The sequence below is a fragment of the Corynebacterium tuberculostearicum genome, assembly GCF_022347235.1.
GTDB lineage: Bacteria > Actinomycetota > Actinomycetes > Mycobacteriales > Mycobacteriaceae > Corynebacterium > Corynebacterium tuberculostearicum_F.
Genome location: NZ_JAKRDX010000004.1, coordinates 23,058 through 43,554 on the forward strand (window position 1 = coordinate 23,058; position 20,497 = coordinate 43,554).

Consider the following 20,497-nt stretch of genomic DNA (forward strand, 5'->3'; position numbering starts at 1 on the left):
CCGTAGTGTTCGCTGTCAGCGTAGCGGGGATCATGGAAAGTAGCCGGATGGTGCCGGTAGATTAGGACGCATGAGCAACGGATTCGGTTTTTCTTTCCCCAATAACGATGACGACGATAATGACGGACGTCGTGACCAGAACCCGTTCGGCGCATTCGGCGGCGCTAATGGTGGCGGCCTGGGTGACATGCTGAACCAGTTCGGTCAGATGCTGTCCGGCATGGGCTCTTCCATGAACTCGCCGGAAAACTCCGGCCCGGTCAATTACGACATGGCTAAGCGCATCGCCCTGCAGCAAATCTCGCAGTCCAAGGCGGTAAGCGCGGACGATACCAAGGCCGTAGAGGAATCCGTGCGTTTGGCGGAGCTCTGGCTTGATGACGCCACCTATTTGCCCACCGCCTCCGGCACGGCCAAGGCCTGGGATTCCAAGCAGTGGTTGGAGGAGACCATGCCGGCGTGGCAACGCATGGTCACCCCGGTGGCAGAGCACATGAATGATGCTCAGCTGGATTCCATGCCGGAAGAGGCCCGCGAGATGATGGGCCCCATGACCAAGATGATGAACCAGATGTCCGGCATGAATTTTGGCATGCAGCTTGGCCACGCCTTGGGCGATTTGGCTTCCCAGGCGCTGACCGGCTCCGATTTCGGCCTGCCCATCGCCCCAGCCAATACCGTGGCACTGTTGCCGCAGACCATCCAGAGGGTCGCCCGCGAGCTTAATGTTCCTGGCCAGGAGGTGCTGGTTTATATTGCCGCACGCGAGGCTGCCCGCCAGCGCCTGTTCAAGCACGTGCCGTGGTTGGTAGAGCGCATCGTCTCCTCCGTAGAGGAATATGCCATTGGCCTGGTCATTGATACCTCCCACCTGGAGGAAGTCACCCGCGAGCTCAACCTCGAGTCCGGCGATCCACAGGCAATCCAGGACGCAATGAGCAAGTTGCAGGGCATGGACCTCTCCCCGCGCATTACGTCCAAGAACACTGCAGCCGCATCCCGCCTCGAGACCCTATTGGCACTGGTGGAAGGCTGGGCCGAGCACGTGGTTACTGAGGCACTGGGCGAGCGCATCCCGTCGACCTCGAAGCTCACCCAGGCATGGGCACACCGCCGCAGCACCGGCGGTTCCGCCGAGAATGCCTTCAGCAAGGTGGTCGGCATCGAACTCAATGCCCCGAAGGTCTCTGAGGCCGCGGAGCTATGGCGCCGCGCCACCGTCGCCGTAGGCGCGGAAAAGCGCGATAAGGCCTGGGATCACCCAGACTTCCTGCCCACTGCGGAGCACCTTGATAATCCGGCCGCCTTTATCGATTCCCTGCTGGACGAAGGCCCGGATGAAGGCTTTGAAGAAGAGTTTGCCAAGCTGGAGGAAATGCTCAAGAACGGCGAGGATTCCTCTGCGGCGCAGGGCGACGAGTCCAAGGAGTCCGAGAAGCCGGAAGGCAAGGACGAGAAGAAGGACAAGGGCAACGAGGACGAGGAGAACTAGCAGCCCCAGCGCTGATAGGCCTCAAGATAGCCCTTCGCCCGCTCGGCGTGGGGCGCCCTGTCCGCCCATTGCCAAAAATCCCGCCCATGGCGCGGGATGAAGGTGTGGGTGAGCTCGTGAATGATCACTGAATCCAGCACATAGTCCGGCACGTGTTGCAGCCGGTCGCTCAGCCGAATGTCCGCGGTGGAGGTAGTACAGCTACCCCACCGCGTATTTTGATTGCTCACCCACCGAATAGAGCCAATGGTCGCGCGGCCATCTAAATACGCCGCGTTGAGCCGCCGCGCACGTTCTTCGAGCTGGGCGTCCGTGCGGCGGCCACTGCCCCGCTTCTTTTCCACCCGCGCCAACATATCCGCTACGGCTTCGCGCTCATCGCGCGCGGACATCCACGCGGGAATGCGTACCTCGAGTACCCCGGACACCATGCGCGCCTGCACGGTTTTCGTCCGCTTGGCAGAGCGAATGACTTTGATCTCTGGGGGCTGCGGTGCGGTAGGCTGCATGCTCGACATGACAGGTGATTGTACCTGTGGTGCAATGGAGACCACATACTTCGGGGGAAGGGGTTAAAGGCGTGGGGATTTCTGCCACCCAGGTGGTCTTAGCACCCGGCAGCGCGGTGTTTTGCCGCGAGGAAACGGTAATCCAATTTGGCATGGATGCCACCCGCGTCGGGGTTGCGGAAACAGGAAGCGCGCTCGCCGTCGCGACGGCTTTCAACACCGCTCGCGAGCCAGTGACCCCGGAGGACTTGTCCCACCGGCTGCGTGCCGCAGGACTTGAGGAAGCGGCGGCGCTGAGCCTCATTGAAGACGCGCTGGACTATGGCATCCTCTGGCCGCACAGGGAGTCCGCCGAAAAGACAGACACCATTGTCCTCATGGGCGAATCCACCCTGGCATACAACCTTCGCGCACGCCTTGAGGAGGATGGCTTCCAGGTGCGCATCCCGCTGGAGGAAGACAATGCCTTTTCCTATATCCACGACCTGGACGGCATGTATCCGGTCCTCGCCGTGGACCAGCTGCACTGCCCGCTGGATTGCGCGAATGCACTGGCGGGCACAGCAACCACGTGGATTCCGGTATCTTTGCTGGACAATCGTGGCGTCATCGGGCCGGTACGCATCCAGGGCCAAGGCCCCTGCCCCTTGTGTGCGCACTTGGCGCGCGTGGATATGGACCCACTCTGGAATATCATCAGTACCCAGCTCACCCGCGTGCGCCGCACGCCAGAAGCCGTGGTGCTCGATGCGGTTGCGGCGCATTCGCAGGTGATCATCCGGCGGCTGATGGGGCGTCCGCTGCCGCCAGGCGCGCCAACCCCTAAGCCGCGCCCCGGACAGCAATGGGAGGTCGATATCTACGGACATCACCAACAGCGCACCGTCATAGCGCATCCACGCTGCCCGGTGTGCTTCGGTGGCAAGACCAGCCTGGCTAGCTACGAACCGAACGAATAACCTCTAGTACCTGGGCGCCGTAGCGCTCCAGCTTGCTAGGTCCTACGCCGGAGATGGAGAGCATCTCTGCCTCATCGGAGGGCAATTCCTCCGAAATCGCCTGCAGGGTGGCATCGGAAAAGATGACATAGGCCGGAACCTTTTCCTCACGCGCTACCTGGGAGCGCCACGAGCGCAACGCGGCAAAGACCTCTTCATCGCCGCCGCCCTCGCAATCTTCATGGCGGCCAATGACCTTTTCCGCCGGTGTGCCCAGCGGGCCAGAGCACACACGGCACCGCTTCGGGCGGCGCGCGCGGGAGCTTCCCCCGGAGGCGTCTTCGGCCGCCGGGACGATGCCATCGAGGAAGCGGGTGCGCTCGCGCGAGGCACGCGAGCCGGTAGTCTTCGCCAGCGCCCACGACAGCGCGAGGTGCTCACGAGCGCGGGTAATACCCACGTAGAAAAGGCGGCGCTCCTCTTCTACCTGTTCATCGCCAGCCTTGATGGCATGGTTGATGGGCATAAGCTTTTCCGTTAGCCCCACGAGGAATACCGCATCCCATTCCAAGCCCTTGGCGGCGTGCACGGTAGCCAGCGTCACGCCTTCCATAGCTGGGGCCTGCTTATCGGTAGAGCGCCGGCGCAACTCCCCCAGCACCCCGTTGAGATCGATGCCAGGAGTGGATTCCACAATCTTTTCAATGAGCCCAACCAGTGCGTTGAGGGACTGCCAGCGCTCCCGGGCCTGGGCGCCCTGCGGCTCGGTGGAACTCAAACCCAGCTCGACAAACGCGGCGCGGGCAATCGCCACCGGGTCATCCGGCAGGTCCTCGCGGCGGGTCGCGGCGATGAGCACGCGGATCGCCTCCAGGATTTCCGGGCGGCGGAAAAAGCCCTCGCCGCCGCGGACTTGGTAGACCACTCCGGCGTCGGCAAGCGCCTGCTCAAACTGCTCCGACTGGGCATTGATGCGGTAAAGGATGGCAATCTCGGAGGCCGGCACACCCTGATCCAGCAGAGTAAGGACCTGGCCGGCCACCTCCTGGGCCTCAATTTCTTCGGACTCATAGGCCTTGAAAGTGGGCTCGGGACCGGGCTCGCGCATGCCCTGCAGCTCCAAGCGCGTGCCCGCCGCGCGGCCGGTGGCCTTGCCAATAACCCGGTTGGCCAGGTCCGTTACCTGCGGCGTGGAGCGGTAGTCGCGCTGCAGCTTGACCACGGTGCCATCCGGGTACGTGCGGGAGAAATTAAGCAGGTAGTCCGGGGAGGCTCCGTTGAAGGAATAGATGGTCTGGTTAGCATCGCCCACCACGGTAAGGTCATCGCGCTCACCCAACCACGCGTTGAGCACCCGCTGCTGCAGCGGGGTAACGTCCTGGTACTCATCGACGACGAAGGTCCGGTACTGCTCGCGGAAGGTCTCCGCAATCGCCGGCACATTCTCGATGGCACCTGCAATGTGCATGAGCAGGTCATCAAAATCCAGATGCATCATCTCCGGCGTGGCCTTGGACTGCTCGTAGCGGCGGAAGGCCTCTGCCACCTTGGCCGGATCGGCCGGCGCACTGCGGTCCGTATTGGCGATCACGGACTCATAATCCTCGGCGCTGACCAGCGCGGACTTAGCCCACTCGATCTCCGCCAAGACGTCTCGAATCATGTCCTTGGAATTATCTAGCCCCACCGAGCGCACCGCGCGGGCAACCAGCGGGAATTTATTATCCAGCAGCTGCCACGGAAGATCGCCTGCTACCTGCGGCCAAAAATACTTCAGCTGGCGGCGCGCAGCCGCGTGGAAGGTCTGCGCCTGCACTCCGGCCACGCCCATGGTGCGCAGGCGATCGCGCATTTCTCCGGCCGCTCGCGCCGTAAAGGTCACCGCAAGCACGCGCTGCGGGCTCACAAAACCCTGGTCCACCAAGTTGGCAATGCGATAGGTAATAGTGCGGGTCTTGCCCGTGCCCGCGCCAGCCAAGATGCACACGGGCCCGCGCGGCGCCGTGGCCGCGCGCAGCTGATCTTCATCCAGCAGGGACAAATCCGGCTTAGTCACCGTGATACCACTCCATAATCATCGTGTGTGCAATTGAACCCGGACGAGGAAGCTTAAGCTCAGGCAGCTCGGCGCGCTCCACCCACCGGATTTCTTCCAATTCCCCATCAGTATGGCAGGTGGGGTGGACATCAGCCGTGCGCGCGCAAAAGCCCAGCATAAGGGAACCACTCGGTGGCCACGCCTGCGAGCCCCAATAGCGAATATCGTCCACCCTGCGCCCGGTTTCTTCCAGGGCCTCGCGCGCAAAAGCAGCCTCCGCGGTCTCGCCCGGCTCGACGTAACCGGCAATCAGGGAGAAAAAGCCAGTGCGGCGGCGATTGCGCGCCAGCAAAATCCGGTCGGTGCCACTGAGGCGAATAAGCCCGATGACGGCAGGATCTAGGCGCGGGAAGACCATCCGGCGCTCGTCCACAGGATCGCGCCCCACGATTCCCGGTGCCGGGTAGTCCAGCTTGTGTCCGGTCCGCGGATCAAAGCGCTGCTCGCGCCGATTGCGGATCAGCGCAATGGCTTGCAAAATCACCGGCTGGTCTGCAAAGAACGTTGCGCTTTCCAGCCGGCCCAGCTCGCTAGCACCGTCTTCCGGATACGCGCACGCCTGCAGGGTACCTAGGTCCACTACTGCGTGCTTGCCGACGCCCCCGGGAACCTTCTCCACCAGCACCGGCTCCCCCGCTGCCGTAACCGGTACCTGGCCGTGAGGGGTTACTGGGAGGAACATTTAATCCTCATCATCATCGTCCATGACCTCGATGGGCTGTTCCATCTCATGCTTGATGTAGAGCAGGCGGTCGCCCGGCTTCAGCGCGGAGGCATCCGCGGTATCCACGCGGTGCAGCTCGTTATTGCGCAAAACAGCCAACACGATATCTGCCAGGTGGCGTGGGTTGGAGCCCACCTCGAATTCGCGCACGGCGCGCTCGGCTACGGAGAAACCTTCGTTGGGTGAAAGCAGGTCTTCCATCATCTCCACCACCGTCGGGGTGACGGTGGCCAGGCCTAGCAGTCGGCCGGCCGTCTCAGCGGAGGTGACCACGGAATCTGCACCGGATTGGAGCAACAGGTGACGGTTTTCGGACTCGCGCACCGACGCCACGATCTTGGCCTTGGGCGCAAGCTCTCGCACGGAGAGGCAGCACAGCACCGCGGTATCGTCCGTGGATGGGGTAACGACGATGGAGCTGGCGTGCTCTACCCCAGCGATCTTTAGCACGTCCTGCTTGGTGCCGGAACCAAAGATGGTGACCAATCCGTGGTGCTCTGCGTGAGCGAGGGACGCACGGTTGGTATCGATGACCACGATCTGGGAGGACGGAACATCATCGGCCAGCAGCGCGGCCACGGCTCCGGCGCCCTTGGTGCCATAACCGATAACGACGGTGTGGTTACGCAATTGCTTTCTCCAGTTCTGGATTTGGAAAGTGCGGCGGGCCTTATCCGTCAACACGGACAAGGTCGCGCCAACCAATAAAACAAGGAAGATCAGGCGGGCAGGGGTAATAAGCACTAAGTTAATGAGCCTGGCCTGTGGGGACACGGGCACGATATCGCCGTAACCCACGGTGGTCAGGGACACCGCCGCATAGTAGGCGGAGTCCAATAACGACATGTCCTCGCTATACCCACCGCCGTCCACATAGACCACGATGGTCACGAAGACAACGATGCCAAAAGCCCACAGCACACGCTTGCCCAGCTGACGCCACGGGCTGGAATTTTCATCCCTCGGCACCGTAATGACATCAATGAGCGCGTGGTCCGGCTGCGAGGACAGCTCAACCTGCGGCAAGAAGCGACTTCTAAAGCGTGACTTCATTGCCTGCGCACGTTTTTTGCCCACTAGCCCAGCCTTCTTTTCTGGTCTCGAATAATTGCTCAAGAGATTGCGAGTTACGCAACCGCCCACATACCTTAGCCCTTGTGGTGCTCAACTGACGATTCAAGGAGTTTCTTCAGCTCTTCCCCACGCGGCAGGCGGGCAGGCTCGAAGGTATAACCATCGTGGACATAATAGAACGCGGCACGAATCTTTTCCCCGCCGTGGATACGGCGCCATGCCTCTGCATACACCGCTAGCTGTATCTTGGCAGCATCCATAGCCTCTCCCTGGGGAGGGCGGCCGGTCTTCCAGTCCACCACCATCCAGGTGCCATCCTCCAAGCGGAATACCGCGTCCATGCGCCCGCGCACCACGGACTCACCAATGGTGATTTCAAAGGGCGCCTCCACGTGCTCCGGTTGGCGCTCGGCCCACTCGGAGTTCAGGAAGGCCTCCTTGAGCTCTTCCAAATCGAAGTCCTCCGGCTCATCAATACCTGGAAGTTCTTCCTCTCCCAATAGTGCCGGGCTGCCGAAGCGGTCCTCCAACCACGCGTGGAAGGCGGTACCGCGCTTGGCATAGGAATTCGGCTTAAACGGCACGGGGCGGCGTTGCCTGCGGGCAAACTGAAGCGGGTCTGCCCGCAGCGCAACCATGTCAGAGGCGGTCAGCTCGCTGGGTAGCTCAACGTCTACCACCGGCTGTTGCAGCGCCTTGTACTCCTCAATGAGCGCGCCAGCTTCCTGCTCCCACAGCTCAAAGGTTTCACCGCGGCTCAAATCTGGGAGCTCCTCCATAGCTTCAAGTACCAGGTCCGCACCGGCGACTGCCTCTGGGCTGGCCTGCAGCGCTGGGAATTGGGCGCTCTCCCCAAAATCATCCTCGGAAGGCTCGTCGGGGACGGACCACTCCACCACGTACTGCGGGAATTGCTCTTTCAGGCGCTCTAGATATTCATAGGGAGCCTTCTTGTTCTTTCCATTGAGGTTATTGGTGCCCGAGCCGGTAACGGTCAGGGTAGATTCGGTACGCGTCAGCGCCACATAAAAAAGGCGCGCCGATTCTTCCGCCTTGATGGCGCTATCTGCTTTCTTAAACTCCTCGCACGCGTTTTGGAAATGCGAGCGCTTTTGGGCATCCTCCGGGACCTCAATATAGTCATCGTCTCCCGGGACCTTATCGATCCTGGACAGGAAGGTCTCTGCTTTCGCACTATAGCTAGACGAATCCGCATGCACCACGCAGACGTGTTCCCATTCCAAGCCCTTGGCCTTGTGCGCGGTCATAATCTGCACGCGGTCAGTGGCGGCGGGAACCTCGCCGAGGTCTAGGCCATCTTCCTTTTCGAGCGCTAATGCAAAGTAATCCAAGAGCGCATACAAAGAATCACCGTGGAAGCCCGCGACAATATCGGCAAATTTATCCAGATGTGTTGCTCCCCCTGCGCTTCCACGCGCTAGAACTTCGGTGCGGATATTAAACAATGCTTCAATATCGGCGAAGATGTCCACCAGCGGTTTGGAAAGAGAATAAGTACGCAGGTGTCGCAGTTTGGCAGAAACCTCTTCCATACGGGCGAGGCCTTGCGGGGTATAGCGGTCCCTCTCACCTAAATCTGCCAGGGCGTCGGCAAGGCCGACGCGCTGATCCGGCTCCTCAGCGGTGACGTCTTCCAACTGCGCACGCAGGTAGTCTTCCGGATCCATTCCCGGTTCCCAGCGCAAGCGCTCCTCCCTCGCGCCAGCCAGGTTTCGTTGGCGGGAAGCAAGTGCTTGAATATCGCTAATTCCCAGGCCACAAATGGGGCCCGCGAGCAGGCGCACGGCCGCAGGCAAATCTTCTGGGCGCACGAGCATGGTGGCAATGGCTACAAGGTCCTGGATTTCTGGCTGCCACAGCAGGCCACCGAGACCAATGATTTCATTGGGTACGCCCGCTTTGTCCAGGGCCGCAGCGATGGGTGCGGAGTGCCTATTTTTACGCACCAAAACCGCCGCACTGAAGGTATCTCCCTCGCGCTTTTCCCACTGCTCCTTCAGGTACTCGGCGACGAACTCGCGCTCGCGAACCTCGCTTTCGAAGTACGCCAACTGGATTTCGCCTTCGCCCTTATGCGGGGCGGCAGAAAGCTCGTCCACGGGGCGCTCTACGCCTTCAAATACCCCCTCCGCGACTGAGTTAGCCAAGTCCAGCGCACCAGAGGGGTTGCGCCAAGAGGTGGTCAACTGGTCCTTCGGGGCGGATGTGCCCGGCGCAACTGGGAAGTCTTCCACGAAGGCAGTGAGATTTTCAGAGGTCGCACCACGCCACCCGTAGATGGCCTGCATTGGATCGCCCACGGCCGTAACCGACAGGTCCTCTTGGTCCCCTCCGAACAGGCTGCGGAGAAGCACGCGCTGGGCATAGGAGGTGTCTTGGTACTCGTCTAGCATGACGACCTTATAGCGCTGGGACTGCTGCTTTCCCACCACAGGATGGTCGCGCGCGACGCGCGCGGCGACGGCCATTTGCTCGCCAAAGGTGATGACTTGTCGCTCGGATTGTTCCTTTTTCAGGGCCTCCAGCAGCGGCACGTACTGCACACGGCGCTCCTGTGTTTGGATATAGCCCAGCAGCGCCTTTGAGTATTCGGGGCCATTCTTTTGGGATTTATCGAGGTTATCGATGTCCGCCCGAAAATCGCGGGCATGCTCGGCGATGTGACTCGTGTCCTTGAGCCCATTATCGATATCTTGGCTGAATTTCAGCAGGGTCTCGGTAATCGTGGCTAGGGCGCGATCGTCTTCCAGCTGGCCGGTGTAATTGCGCACCACATCGTAGGCCAAGGAATAGCGCTCGGCCTCGGTGATGATGCGAGCCGTAGGCTCCACTGGAACCAACAGCCCGTATTCGCGAACGAGTTCTCCCGCATAGGAGTCATAGGTAGCTACCTTCGGCGCAATGTTTTCTAACGCTTCTGCCACCTCGCCGCCTGGTGGGATGAGGCCGGAATCGCGCAATTTAATCAGCTGCCGCCGGATGCGCTGCTCCAGCTGTTGCGCGGCCTTACGGGTGAAGGTCAGGCCGAGAACCTGCTCCGGGCGCACATAACCATTGGCCACCAGATACACCACGCGCGAGGCCATGGTTTCTGTCTTTCCGGCACCAGCGCCGGCAACCACGAGTTTGGGGCTAAAGGGGCCTTCGATGACATGGGCTTGTTCCTCGGTAGGCGGAAAGTTCTTGCCCAAGGCTGCAGCAATCTGCTGTGGGGAAAAGTTGCTCTTAGGCATCGGTGGTCATCCTTCCTTCTTCCTGCACGGGGCAGATGGAGCGAATTGGGCACTTATCGCAGTCTTTATTGGTGCGCGCAGTGATGCGCGGGCCGCGCATCTCCTCCACCAGCGGGGGCAGAAGTGCGGCGAATTCTTCCAGGGCTTCCGGCGATTTATCGCTTTGCCAAATCTCACCAATCTTCTTGGTGGTCGCGCCCGGATACACCAGCACACCGCCCTGGCGCGGCATGCCTTCGCCGTCGTGAACCTGGTGGCCGTCAAATGCGCCATGGGCAAGCGCAAGCTGATAGGTCATCAGCTGCACATGGTCCTCGCCCTCTTTCTTAGCCGGCTTGCTTCTGCCCGTCTTGAGGTCCACCACCAGGTAATTGCCCTCTTCATCGCGAAGCAGACGGTCCATATAGCCGCCGATGCGCACCTCCTCGCTGACGCGTACGCCTACGGGGATTTCCACACCGGCAAGCTCTTGATTGACCTCGGATTGGCGCGCCCATTCCCGGGCGCGGTCCAACAGGGTGGAAAACTCATCGAGCCTGAAACGCAATTGCCACTGCGGTACGTCCTGAATGCGCTCGAAAGCCTCCATCACCAATAGCTTGGCCTTTTCCGCGTCCATGCCGCGGCCAATGGCTTCAAAGAAGGCGTGCGCCAAAGTACCGCGGAGCAGGTGCTCCTCGGTGCTTGGGTCCTCGGCCACATTTCCTAGCACGGCCTTGAGCGGGCAGTTGAGTAATGCTTCCACTCGGGAGGGTGACAAACTGCCGCTGGTATGCAGCGGCATTTCTGCTGCAACGGAGCGCGCAGACCACCATTGCTCCGGGTGGGCGCCAGGGATATCGGCTGCCGCTAGCCGAGCGAGCTGGCGGGCTGCTTGTTTGCGCTCAACCTCACCGGATTCCTGATTGGTAACTACGCGGCGCAATTGTGCAACAAAGGCTGGCACGGACAGCACCGCCACATCGAGGGGATCCACCTCGAGTCCATCGCGCAATGACACGGGTGCGGGTTCGGGCACATCGAGGCCCAGTTCGCGCGGGAGTTGCGTGCGGCGCAGCGCCCGCTTTGCTTGCCGCCGCGCAGCCTGGCCAGGTACGTCCACGCCACGGCCAGCGAATTCGCTAATGAAGCGCGAAGGCTCAGAGACCGTATCACCTTCCGGGTTTTCCACAGCGGCAATGAGCAGGCGCTGTCGGTGGCGCGTGGTAGCGACATGGAAGAGTCGACGCTCCTCTGCCAAACGGGAGGCAACGTGGCTGACGGGGGTATCGGGATCAATATCGTGGTCGAGGAGATCGATGAGATCTTCCTGCCCAAAGATGGAGCCAGTCTCCCCTAGCGAAGGCCAGCTTCCCTCCTGTGCGCCGGCCACAATGACGGTATCCCATTCACGGCCCACGGCGCCGTGTGCAGTCAGGATCTCTACTGCCTGCGGAATAGCGGTGCGGCGGTCACGCACACCGGTGGGAAGTTCCTGTTCGGTGATATGCGTCAGGAAGGCGCGCAGCGAGGAATCAGGGCGGCGCTCGACGTAGTCGCCTGCGGCGTCAAAAAGCGCCATCATTGCATCCAAGTCGCGGTCGGCCTGCGAGCCGGTCGCACCACCGCGCAGCGCCGAAGCCTGCAGGCGGTTATCGAGCTCGGTTGCACTCCACACGGCCCAGAGGGTCTCCTCTACCGAGGCGCCAGAGGCGAGTGCGTCCCGGCCGGCGCTTAGAACCGCGCGTACACGCTCCAGAATGGAGTATTCGCGCTCAGTAAGTTGCCCATTAAAATCTGGGAGCTCGCCATAGAGAAGCCCGCGAAGGCTATCGATGCCCCGGGTGGTGGAATCCCAGCGGCGCAGACCACGGATAAGGCGGCGCAGGGTGACGGGATCGGCACCAGCTACGGGGCCAGTGAGCAATTCTTCCAACTCCGAGTTTGATAGGTCTTCCTCCAAGGCACGCAGGGCGAGCAGCACGGCGGAAACCAAACGCTGTTCGGCCAAGACGACGTCGGTAGGGCTAATGTGCACGGGCACGCCGGCGGCCAAAAGGGTGCGGCGCATCTGCCCGATATCACCGGTTGAACGAACGATGACGGCGATATCCCGCCAAGGCACGCCGTCTTCTAAGTGACGGCGCCGCACGGTATTGGCTACGACGTCACGCAGACTGCCGTCCGAATCCACAATGGAGATGCACGCCGGAGCGGGTGTGCGGTGGGGCTCGGTGAGCTCGATGTCGTGGTCAGCTGGGAAATCCCGCAGGAAACGCGAGCTAGCACCGCGGAAGGCAAAGACGGATTGATCGGCATCGCCGCCTACCACCACGAGATCCGCCTGCGGGGCCATGTCGCGAATGAGCTTGCCTGCGGTGGGGTCGAGCAATTGCGCATCATCGACAATGATGGTGTGGAAGGGGTGCTCGCGCAGTAGCTGGGGGCGCTGAAGAACCGCGGTAACCAATTCCGCAGCGGAATAGGAATGGGCGCGGGAAAGGAGCTGCACGCGTTCGTACTCGCGCAGGAATTCACCCGCCGCGGACCACATGGGGCGGCCGTGCTCGGCACCGAGGCGCTCTAGGTCGCCCGGGCCCAGGCCGCGTTCAATGGAGCGCAAAAGGAAATCGCGCAGCTGCCGGGCGAAGCCCACATATTCCAGTGCGGGCCGCATCTCCGCGGGCCACGAGCCATGCCCGTCTTCTGCTTGGCCAGTGAGCAGCTCGCGGATGACGGCGTCCTGCTCCGCACCGGTAATAAGTCGCAGCTCCTCCTCGGTCGTTGTGCGCAGCAATGCAAATGCGAGGGAGTGTACGGAACGCACCATGGAGGTCTGTGCGGCGTAATCCTCGAGCCGCTCGGAAAGCTCGCGGCGCAGCCGGGCGCCGGATTCCTTCGAGGGAGCGATAACCAGGATGCCGGAGGGATCCGCGCCGGTCTGCCGGGCTTTATCCAAGGCATGAATGACGGTATCGATAAGGAAGCTGGACACACCGGTGCCGGCGGCACCGGTTACCTTCCAGGTACCGGATTCGGGCAGTTCAACAGGCCAACTGCGGGTCGTAGCGGACTGGGTACGGGGAACGAGGCGCACCTGCGGGGACGGTGGAAGGACCACTCCCGCACGCGCGGTGGAATGGGGGTCGTAACTCACCGCTCCAGTATGGCAGATGCCCGCGACACCAGATGCTGCTCCACCCGTTCAATATGCGAACGCGTGTTTGAACGCGACGCGGAGTGCAGGTCATTGACATGACGGCGATACGACACCGCGCGCAACAGCAATTCCGGCATACCGGGTACATGACTAAAGCGCTGACAGATCCCATCATCGACCGCTTGGCCAATGAGCCCATCCACAATAACCAAAGCGGCCGTCCAGCCGGCTGGGCGTGGGGATTCGCTCGGCACAATGTCCACAATGCCCGGCGGGTTGGAGCCGTGGTAAACCGTGGTGGTGAGAAGTGCGGTGTGGGCGGGGATAAGGGGGACGTCGGCAAGCAGATCTGGCCGATAAGCCTCGCCTGTTTCCTCCCAAGCGGCGCGCTCGGCGCGTGCAAAGACATCGCTGCGCTGCCCGTTAGGAAGGGGCACCTCGGCTATAGCCGCGTCGAGGCGCAACGCCATCTGTGCGGTTTCATCAATTCGCCCGCGTACTTGGCCCGGAATAAACTGGGTAGCCTTCCACCCCGCGGCCGTGTGCCGACCATCGCTAGACAGTACCGGCCGGGAAACGCGGGCCCCCTGCACGCTGAGGCGCTCGCGCACCTTAGCGGACCAGGCGGCAAACGGACCGGCCTGGGAATAGACCACGTCGCCCACCTTAATGCCGTTATCCCACACCGGGCCCAATTGATCGCCCTGCGCGCGGCGGGTACCAGTGGCACCGGTTTCCGCGTGGAAGGCGCTTAACACATGCTCTGGGGGAAGCGGCATCCTTAACTCCTATTCGGGTTGGTGGGGATCCTTATTATTCGGATTCGGATAAGGCCACGGGTTTGGTGAGCAGGTCACGTCCTCATCAGGATAGACCTCGCTGGGCTTGCGATCGTGCAATTCTTTGTTGTTAAGGTCCAAGGTCTGCTGCATCATGACCGGCGCTAGCTTGCCTTGGCCGCCACACGGCTGGTGGGCCGCATAGCCAATGGCATGACCCAACTCATGGTTGATGACGTACTGGCGATAACTGCCCATATCGCCTTCAAAAGGCGTGGCGCCGCGCACCCAGCGGGCCTCGTTGATAATGGTGGTGGACTCGCCCGTAATGGTGGTGTGGCAGGAGGTTTCCGTTTCAATCTTCTCGCCACAGCGCTCTGCGGCGGTGCCGAGCGAAGTCAGCTGGATGCGGGTATCCGGTTCCGCATCAGCGGCCACGTGCTCGAACTCAAAGTCCTTCTGCGCGGTCCAGCCGCGCGGGTCAGACAAGGTGGCCTCCACCATGGCGACAAAAGACTCATCGCCTCCATACGGTGCGGTGTTAAGGCCATCTTCTACCTCGATGGAATAGCGCACCTTTTGCTCGCCGCCCTTACCCGCGACGGCGCCAGGCTCGCCTACCTCGTGGAAGGTGCCCTTGCCCTGCTTGGTATAGGAGCCACCGGGCGGCATCTCGCTGATTTCCCGCTTGACCACTGCAGCATCGGCAGGATCAGGGCCCATCTTCTCCGTACTCGTTGGGGCAGCCTCGCTAGTGACTTCCGCCTTTTCTTCAGAGGAAGAGGAGGTGGCGATATCGACGATGAACCAAATGGTCAGCGCGATCATGAGGGGGATAGCCACCACGCGCCACCAGCCATATTGACGCGCAAACCGGACCACCGCATTGGGGTGGTCCGGCGCATGGCCCTGGCTCCGGTGAGCGTGGCGATTCTCCCTTTTTTCCATGGGGCCTTAGGTTACCCGTTTGTATTTAAAAAAGCTGAATCAGCAGCCCTATGCGCTCGCCTTAGGCGCCGGCGAATCCCACGGCGTGCTTCTTTGCAATGCCGACCTCGACGTAGACCACGCGGTCAGTGCGCACGAGGTACTTGCGGCCCTTGTCATCTTCCAGTTCCAGGGTGGAGTTATCCGCCAGGGCACTGTTAATCTTCTGCGTCAGCTCGGCCTGGTCACCTGCAGCGCTAATGACCAGCTCGCGAGCGGTATCTGCGAAGCCAAACTTGATATCCATGAAGATTCCTCCTCTAACTAGAGTTTTATTGTCAATGGCCCCACTATAACCATCCCGGCTACTATCAAGGTGTGTCTGACATAAAATCCCAGCCACCGAGCTTCGCGGAACTCGGCGTTGCGGCCGAAATCTGCGATGGTCTCGCCACTCGTGGCATCACGCGTACTTTTGCAATCCAGGAATTAACCCTGCCCATCGCGCTATCCGGCCAGGACTTGATTGGCCAAGCGCGCACCGGCATGGGCAAGACCTATGGCTTTGGCGTGCCGCTTTTGGACCGCGTCTTTGATGATGCCGATATCGACGAGCTCGATGGCACCCCGCGCGCCCTCGTGGTGGTCCCCACCCGCGAGCTTGCCCAGCAGGTCACCGAGGACCTGCAGGTGGCTGCCGCCCACCTGCCCGTGCGCTTAGCCTCCATTTACGGCGGCCGTCCCTACGAGGAACAGATCAAAAAGCTCAACAAGGGCGTCGACGTCATCATTGGCACGCCCGGCCGATTGATCGATCTCCACGAGCGCGGCAATCTGCAACTAGATCGCGTGGCTATCTTGGTGCTCGATGAGGCCGACGAGATGCTGGACTTGGGCTTTTTACCCTCGGTGGAGGCTATCCTCAAGGCACTCGATGGCAATGCCCACCAGACCATGCTCTTTTCCGCCACGATGCCGGGCGCAATTTTGACGCTCGCCCGCCGGTTTATGGAAAAGCCCATCCATATCCGCGCCGAATCCGGCGAGCAGGATTTCACCCATTCCTCCACTCGCAAGGTCACCTTCCAGGCCCACCGCATGGATAAGGTTGCCGTCGTCGCCCACGCCCTGCAGGGCTCCGGCCGCGGGCGCACCATCATCTTCGCTCGCACCAAGCGCGCGGCCGCCCAGTTGGCCGATGATCTTGCCCGGCGCGGCTTCCACGTGGGCGCGGTCCACGGCGATCTGGGGCAAAAGTCGCGCGAGAAGTCGCTCCATGCCTTCCGCACCGGCCAGGTGGATATCTTGGTCGCCACCGATATTGCCGCCCGCGGCATCGACGTTGATGATGTCACCCACGTCATCAACTATCAGGTTCCGGATGATCCGATGACCTTTGTCCATCGCATTGGCCGCACGGGTCGCGCCGGCCATACGGGCACCGCTATCACCATGGTGGGCTATGATGAGCTGGGCAAATGGCAAGTTATTAATGATGAGCTGGATTTGGGTGAGCCGAATCCGCCGCAGTGGTTCTCCACGTCCCCGGAGCTGGCCCAGGCCCTAGACATCCCCGCGGAGGTAGAGGAAACTGTCGGCTCTGAGACCAAGGTCGTGGGCCAGGTGCCTGTCCGCGAGAAATCCCCCACCCGTACCACCGCGCGCCGTGGCAGCTCCCGGCGCCGGCGAGGAGGCCGCCGATGACTAAAGCTCCCATTTTGCGCTCGACCCCCGCCGATTGGAAGGCTACCGGCATTATTGCCGTGGTCTGCGCCATCGCGGTCGGCGGGGCGGCTATTACCGCCAATATTAATCAGGCACATCTTAGCCAAGCGGCCGTTCCTGGGGATAAGGATGCACCCGCGCTTGCCGACGTCCCCGAGGCCCTCCACGAGTCCTTCAGCCTCCCCAACGCACCGGTTCCTGGCCAATACCGGGCGGTTTCGGCGCACGGCCTGACCATCACGCACGCCGATCACACGCTCACCGCCACTAACCCGGACGGCTCCGAGGCGTGGACTTATGAGCGCACGGACGCGGATCTGTGCTCGCTGTCTACTGCATGGGGCAAGATCGTGGCGTCGTATAAGACCGGTGTGGGCTGCGGGGATACCGTGGCGATTGATGCCGCAACTGGTGAGTATGACAGCACCCGCAGCGCCGTCAACTCGGAAGAGGTAGTACCCGTTTCCTCTAATGACCGGGTAGGAACGGTCTCCACCGACCGCATTGATCTGTGGCGCTCCGATTTGGTGCGCACCGTGGAATACGGTGATGTGGAGGCAAAGCAGGAGCCGGACAAGCAGCCACATGAGGACTGCACCATTAGCTCCGCCCTCACCCGTACCGAGAATTTGGCACTGACCGAGTCCTGCCCCGATAAACCGGGCGCCACCTGGTTGCGCTTCCAAGACACCACCCCTGATGATTCCCGTGAGCCCGATATCGCCGCCGATGTGGACATAGCCACCGACGGCGCCCGGCTTGTCGCTGTGGGACAAAAGGCCGCCGCCGTCTACCGCCCAGGCCCGAATCCCACGATTGAGTCCTATGACAATAAGGGCGAAAAGCTGGACTCTACTTCGGCAGAGCCCTCTCCAGACATTGACGCCGGCGCCTCCCCGTTCGCCCCGGCAACCGCGGACCTGCCGCACCATATGACCTGGTTTGATGGCTCCCGGCTCTATCTCTTCAAGCCAAGCGACCTCGCAGTGGATCACGTGGTAGAAGACGCCATCGGCACCCCCATAGCCGTCGACGAGCACATGTTGGTACCTACCCAAGAAGGCATTGCTGTCATGGATTGGTCCACCGGCAAAACCCTGCGAACTATCCCGGTTGATCGCGGCAGCTACCACGGCCCCGTCTATCTCACCTTGGCGGGCGACACCATCGTGGAAACCCGCGGCGATCAGGTCGTGGGCCTAAGCGCTGATTAAACCCCTCCACTACAGAAAGGGCCGCGCATTCCGGATTTACCCGGGGCGCGGCCCTTTGCGTACGTGGCAGTGAATTTAGAAGTTTGCTGCCGCCCACTCCGTGGAAGCGCGGACGAACATCAGCAGGAAGATGACTACGGCGGCGCTCGCCAAGGTCACCGCACCAAGTAGCGGCGATCCGCCGCTGAACATCTGGAAGGAGCTCGCCGTCAAGATGAGCTCGACCAGGATAATGGCTCCCCTACCCCAGCGCTTTCCCTTGACCATGGCCCAAGCGCCGACGATGACAAAGCCAAAGACAATAAAGATAAATAGTGCGGTGCCTAGCCCTACAAAGCTTCCGGAGCCCGAGTCCGACACCATGGAACCATTTTCTGCGCCGGTCGCCTCGCGCACGATCAGGAAGATACCGAAGCAGATGACGGCAATGGACTGAACCACGGCGAGCGCTGCGGCCACGAGGACCGGCTGTGGCGCGCCCTGCTGGGCCTTCTCCTCACGCGCCGGCTGCGCGGAGGAAACACTTTGCTTTTTGTTTACCTGCTTTTTCTTCTGCTTAGACACAAACCCACAGTCTACTCACCGGTCAAGGCCATTTCCTTGTGCGCCACTCAGGTTTCGCGGGGGCAGGGGTTAGCCGGGTAGATTTGACGCTTCTTCAGTCACCACACTCAATGTTTTTTGGACAATGCGCCAGTTCAGCGCGTTTCTCACAGGCTTCTTTCAACTCATACGTCGACCTAAATGACCCCCACACTAGTTTCATTCACGTGAGGTTGGCCACAATTTTGCCTTTACCCCTAGCGGAGTCTGAGTAAACATGTCATGATTCTGGGGTAGCAAAAAGAAAGAGGACGTAAACCTCTTCTTAACTTGAAGGAAACTTCAAGTAACCACAATGTGAACCATTGGCGGCGGCGACGCTGGCCCGACCTCGAGACCGGGCCCCACTGCACGCAGACCAGTTCACACAACCACCCACCCTGGCATTGGTTGCTTTTCATTTCTCATGAAAAGCGCTTGTGCTTACTGCTGTCGAATTTTTGTTAGGAGATATCAATCATGGATTGGCGCCACGAAGCTGTTTGCCGCGACGAAGACCCCGAGCTGTTCTTCCCAGTAGGCAATTCTGGTCCTGCACTTACCCAAATCGCTAAGGCCAAGCTGGTCTGCAACCGTTGCCCCGTTGCCTCTTCCTGCCTGAAGTGGGCACTGGAATCCGGCCTGGACGCCGGCGTCTGGGGCGGCCTGTCTGAAGAGGAGCGCCGCGCCCTCAAGCGTCGCCGCAACCGCGGCCGTGGCCGCGCTCGCGTTTCTGCTTAATAAGCAGCCCCCAATTTTCGTTTCGGCGCCCTTAGCCGCTACAGTTGAATAAAGTTCAGATACCCTCAACGAAGGAGTGCGCAATGAGCAAGCGTGGTCGCAAGCGCAAGGATCGCCGCAAGAAGTCCGCTAATCACGGCAAGCGTCCTGGCGCATAACGCACAGCATTACTCAAAGCCCGGTTCCCTCGGTCAATTCGACCGTAGAACCGGGCTTTTGCTATGTCAGACGCACATCGATGTCGTCTCCTAGCTCCCCGCCTGGCTTCTCCGTGCCTAAAGTCCAATGTGATCGGGCCGAATTGAACACATTGGGATCTCAATTCGGCCCTTCCGCCCTCAATTCGGCCCGATCAGTATGGACTCAAGCAAAAAGTTGGAAAATCATGAGACCAGACCCCACCACAGCGGGTGAGCAACAGTGCCTACCACGCCGTGTCTATGCGGGTGATCTCTACCGAAATGCGGCGGCGCAGCGCCTGCGGCGCCTTGGCCTGGCCATTACAGCAGTTGCGCACCAGGGAGCGGATAATCTCCTCGCTCTCGAGGCGCTGTTGACAGAAATCGCACTGGGCGATGTGCTCGCGGATGGCGAGCGCGCGGGCATAGGTGGTGGATTCATCGAGAAGCTCGCACAGGAGGGCCTGTACCTCTGGGGAGCTACACGCACCACAGTTGTGTTCCGTTGCGCGGTCCATTACTTCTCCTCCATGTCTGGGTGTTCTAATCCAATGCCTTGTTCTCGTGCCACGTCTTTCAACGCTTTCCGGAGCATTTTTCTTCCCCGGTGCAACCGGGACATCACCGTGCCCAGCGGAGTATCCATAATTTCTGCAATTTCTTTATACGCCAAGCCCTCTACATCCGCGTAGTACACCACCATCCGGTAGTCATCGGGCAGGTCATTCATGGCCTCTGAAATGGTGGCGTCCGGCATGTCTTTAAGCGCTGATACCTCGGCGGATTCCAGGCCAGTGGAATCGTGCCCAGCAGTGGTATAGAGCTGAAAATCGCTCAGGTCATCGGCCGAGGACTCCGTGGGCCGGCGCTTCGCCTTGCGGTAGGAGTTGATGTAGTTATTGGTCATGATGCGATACAGCCAAGCCTTAAGGTTTGTACCTTGCTTAAAGGAACGAAAGGACTTATAGGCCTTGAGGTAGGTCTCCTGCACGAGGTCCTCAGCATCTTGCGGGTTGCGCGTCATGCGCAGGGCACCGCCGTAGAGCTGGTCTAGCAGGGGCAGCGCTTCCGCTTCGAAGCGGCGCTGCAGCTCCTTTTCGCTGATTGTTTCTTTAGCCACAA

Annotated in this window: 18 protein-coding genes; 6 read left to right on the top strand and 12 right to left on the bottom strand. The window is 60.9% G+C overall.

The genetic code is table 11. The features are described from left to right. Positions 1 to 70 precede the first annotated feature (70 nt). Positions 71 to 1,492, top strand: a complete 1,422-nt coding sequence (locus MHK09_RS03145; RefSeq protein WP_250410752.1) for a zinc-dependent metalloprotease — start codon at positions 71 to 73, stop codon at positions 1,490 to 1,492. Here MHK09_RS03145 and MHK09_RS03150 read toward each other — a convergent pair. Further along, positions 1,489 to 2,010: a M48 metallopeptidase family protein gene (locus MHK09_RS03150; RefSeq protein ID WP_250412644.1), complete on the bottom strand. Its 522-nt coding sequence runs from the start codon at positions 2,008 to 2,010 to the stop codon at positions 1,489 to 1,491. The two genes, MHK09_RS03145 and MHK09_RS03150, sit on opposite strands and share 4 nt — an antisense overlap. Positions 2,011 to 2,072: 62 nt before the next feature. On the opposite strand from MHK09_RS03150, the gene MHK09_RS03155 reads away from it, so the two are divergent. Continuing rightward, positions 2,073 to 2,960: a hypothetical protein gene (locus MHK09_RS03155; protein ID WP_005322356.1), complete on the top strand. Its 888-nt coding sequence runs from the start codon at positions 2,073 to 2,075 to the stop codon at positions 2,958 to 2,960. On the opposite strand, the gene MHK09_RS03160 is transcribed toward MHK09_RS03155, so the two are convergent. The 8 genes from MHK09_RS03160 to MHK09_RS03195 form a co-directional block, all read right to left on the bottom strand. Then, the gene (locus MHK09_RS03160; RefSeq protein WP_005322357.1) at positions 2,938 to 4,995 is read right to left on the bottom strand and encodes an ATP-dependent DNA helicase UvrD2; all 2,058 of its coding nucleotides are present in this window, start codon (positions 4,993 to 4,995) and stop codon (positions 2,938 to 2,940) included. The genes MHK09_RS03155 and MHK09_RS03160 overlap by 23 nt on opposite strands. After that, positions 4,988 to 5,719 carry an NAD(+) diphosphatase gene (locus MHK09_RS03165; RefSeq protein WP_005322359.1) on the bottom strand — a complete coding sequence of 244 codons (732 nt, stop codon included), beginning with the start codon at positions 5,717 to 5,719 and terminating at the stop codon, positions 4,988 to 4,990. The genes MHK09_RS03160 and MHK09_RS03165 overlap by 8 nt, the downstream gene beginning before the upstream one ends. Beyond that, entirely contained in the window at positions 5,720 to 6,838 is a 1,119-nt protein-coding gene (locus tag MHK09_RS03170; protein ID WP_005322361.1) for a potassium channel family protein, read from the bottom strand. It abuts the gene before it with no gap. Positions 6,839 to 6,909: 71 nt separating this feature from the next. Then, positions 6,910 to 10,089: an ATP-dependent helicase gene (locus MHK09_RS03175; protein ID WP_005322363.1), complete on the bottom strand. Its 3,180-nt coding sequence runs from the start codon at positions 10,087 to 10,089 to the stop codon at positions 6,910 to 6,912. Next, positions 10,082 to 13,189, bottom strand: a complete 3,108-nt coding sequence (locus MHK09_RS03180; RefSeq protein ID WP_250410770.1) for an ATP-dependent helicase — start codon at positions 13,187 to 13,189, stop codon at positions 10,082 to 10,084. Before MHK09_RS03180 ends, MHK09_RS03175 begins: the two co-directional genes overlap by 8 nt. 32 nt (positions 13,190 to 13,221) lie before the next feature. Then, positions 13,222 to 14,007, bottom strand: coding sequence for a hypothetical protein (locus MHK09_RS03185; RefSeq protein ID WP_005322366.1), 786 nt, complete (start codon positions 14,005 to 14,007; stop codon positions 13,222 to 13,224). Positions 14,008 to 14,016: 9 nt separating this feature from the next. Beyond that, the gene (locus MHK09_RS03190; RefSeq protein ID WP_250410751.1) at positions 14,017 to 14,955 is read right to left on the bottom strand and encodes a DUF3152 domain-containing protein; all 939 of its coding nucleotides are present in this window, start codon (positions 14,953 to 14,955) and stop codon (positions 14,017 to 14,019) included. 61 nt (positions 14,956 to 15,016) lie between these two features. Next, entirely contained in the window at positions 15,017 to 15,241 is a 225-nt protein-coding gene (locus tag MHK09_RS03195; protein ID WP_005322370.1) for a DUF3107 domain-containing protein, read from the bottom strand. Between the two features lie 71 nt (positions 15,242 to 15,312). On the opposite strand from MHK09_RS03195, the gene MHK09_RS03200 reads away from it, so the two are divergent. Next, positions 15,313 to 16,638, top strand: coding sequence for a DEAD/DEAH box helicase (locus MHK09_RS03200; protein ID WP_250410750.1), 1,326 nt, complete (start codon positions 15,313 to 15,315; stop codon positions 16,636 to 16,638). Beyond that, on the top strand, positions 16,635 to 17,873 hold the full coding sequence (locus tag MHK09_RS03205; protein WP_250412645.1) for an Rv3212 family protein: 1,239 nt from the start codon (positions 16,635 to 16,637) through the stop codon (positions 17,871 to 17,873). The genes MHK09_RS03200 and MHK09_RS03205 overlap by 4 nt, the downstream gene beginning before the upstream one ends. Positions 17,874 to 17,948: 75 nt before the next feature. Here the strand turns inward: MHK09_RS03205 and MHK09_RS03210 are convergent, their stop codons facing one another. After that, entirely contained in the window at positions 17,949 to 18,437 is a 489-nt protein-coding gene (locus tag MHK09_RS03210; protein WP_005322376.1) for a hypothetical protein, read from the bottom strand. Positions 18,438 to 18,935: 498 nt separating this feature from the next. On the opposite strand from MHK09_RS03210, the gene MHK09_RS03215 reads away from it, so the two are divergent. Together MHK09_RS03215 and MHK09_RS11855 are read left to right on the top strand one after the other, a co-directional pair. Next, positions 18,936 to 19,196, top strand: coding sequence for a WhiB family transcriptional regulator (locus tag MHK09_RS03215; RefSeq protein ID WP_005322377.1), 261 nt, complete (start codon positions 18,936 to 18,938; stop codon positions 19,194 to 19,196). An 83-nt stretch (positions 19,197 to 19,279) separates the two neighbouring features. Beyond that, entirely contained in the window at positions 19,280 to 19,354 is a 75-nt protein-coding gene (locus tag MHK09_RS11855; protein WP_100067784.1) for a 50S ribosomal protein bL37, read from the top strand. Between the two features lie 266 nt (positions 19,355 to 19,620). On the opposite strand, the gene MHK09_RS03220 is transcribed toward MHK09_RS11855, so the two are convergent. Beyond that, positions 19,621 to 19,893, bottom strand: a complete 273-nt coding sequence (locus MHK09_RS03220; protein WP_005326557.1) for an anti-sigma factor — start codon at positions 19,891 to 19,893, stop codon at positions 19,621 to 19,623. Beyond that, the gene (locus MHK09_RS03225) at positions 19,893 to 20,495 is read right to left on the bottom strand and encodes a sigma-70 family RNA polymerase sigma factor (RefSeq protein WP_366511692.1); all 603 of its coding nucleotides are present in this window, start codon (positions 20,493 to 20,495) and stop codon (positions 19,893 to 19,895) included. The genes MHK09_RS03220 and MHK09_RS03225 overlap by 1 nt, the downstream gene beginning before the upstream one ends. Positions 20,496 to 20,497 lie beyond the last annotated feature (2 nt).

Coding starts and splice junctions, on each gene's coding strand:
- MHK09_RS03145 (WP_250410752.1), top strand. CDS start 71: ATGAGCAACGGATTCGGTTTTTCTTTCCCCAATAACGATGACGACGAT.
- MHK09_RS03150 (WP_250412644.1), bottom strand. CDS start 2,010: ATGTCGAGCATGCAGCCTACCGCACCGCAGCCCCCAGAGATCAAAGTC.
- MHK09_RS03165 (WP_005322359.1), bottom strand. CDS start 5,719: ATGTTCCTCCCAGTAACCCCTCACGGCCAGGTACCGGTTACGGCAGCG.
- MHK09_RS03175 (WP_005322363.1), bottom strand. CDS start 10,089: ATGCCTAAGAGCAACTTTTCCCCACAGCAGATTGCTGCAGCCTTGGGC.
- MHK09_RS03185 (WP_005322366.1), bottom strand. CDS start 14,007: ATGCCGCTTCCCCCAGAGCATGTGTTAAGCGCCTTCCACGCGGAAACC.
- MHK09_RS03190 (WP_250410751.1), bottom strand. CDS start 14,955: ATGGAAAAAAGGGAGAATCGCCACGCTCACCGGAGCCAGGGCCATGCG.
- MHK09_RS03195 (WP_005322370.1), bottom strand. CDS start 15,241: ATGGATATCAAGTTTGGCTTCGCAGATACCGCTCGCGAGCTGGTCATT.
- MHK09_RS03205 (WP_250412645.1), top strand. CDS start 16,635: ATGACTAAAGCTCCCATTTTGCGCTCGACCCCCGCCGATTGGAAGGCT.
- MHK09_RS03215 (WP_005322377.1), top strand. CDS start 18,936: ATGGATTGGCGCCACGAAGCTGTTTGCCGCGACGAAGACCCCGAGCTG.
- MHK09_RS03220 (WP_005326557.1), bottom strand. CDS start 19,893: ATGGACCGCGCAACGGAACACAACTGTGGTGCGTGTAGCTCCCCAGAG.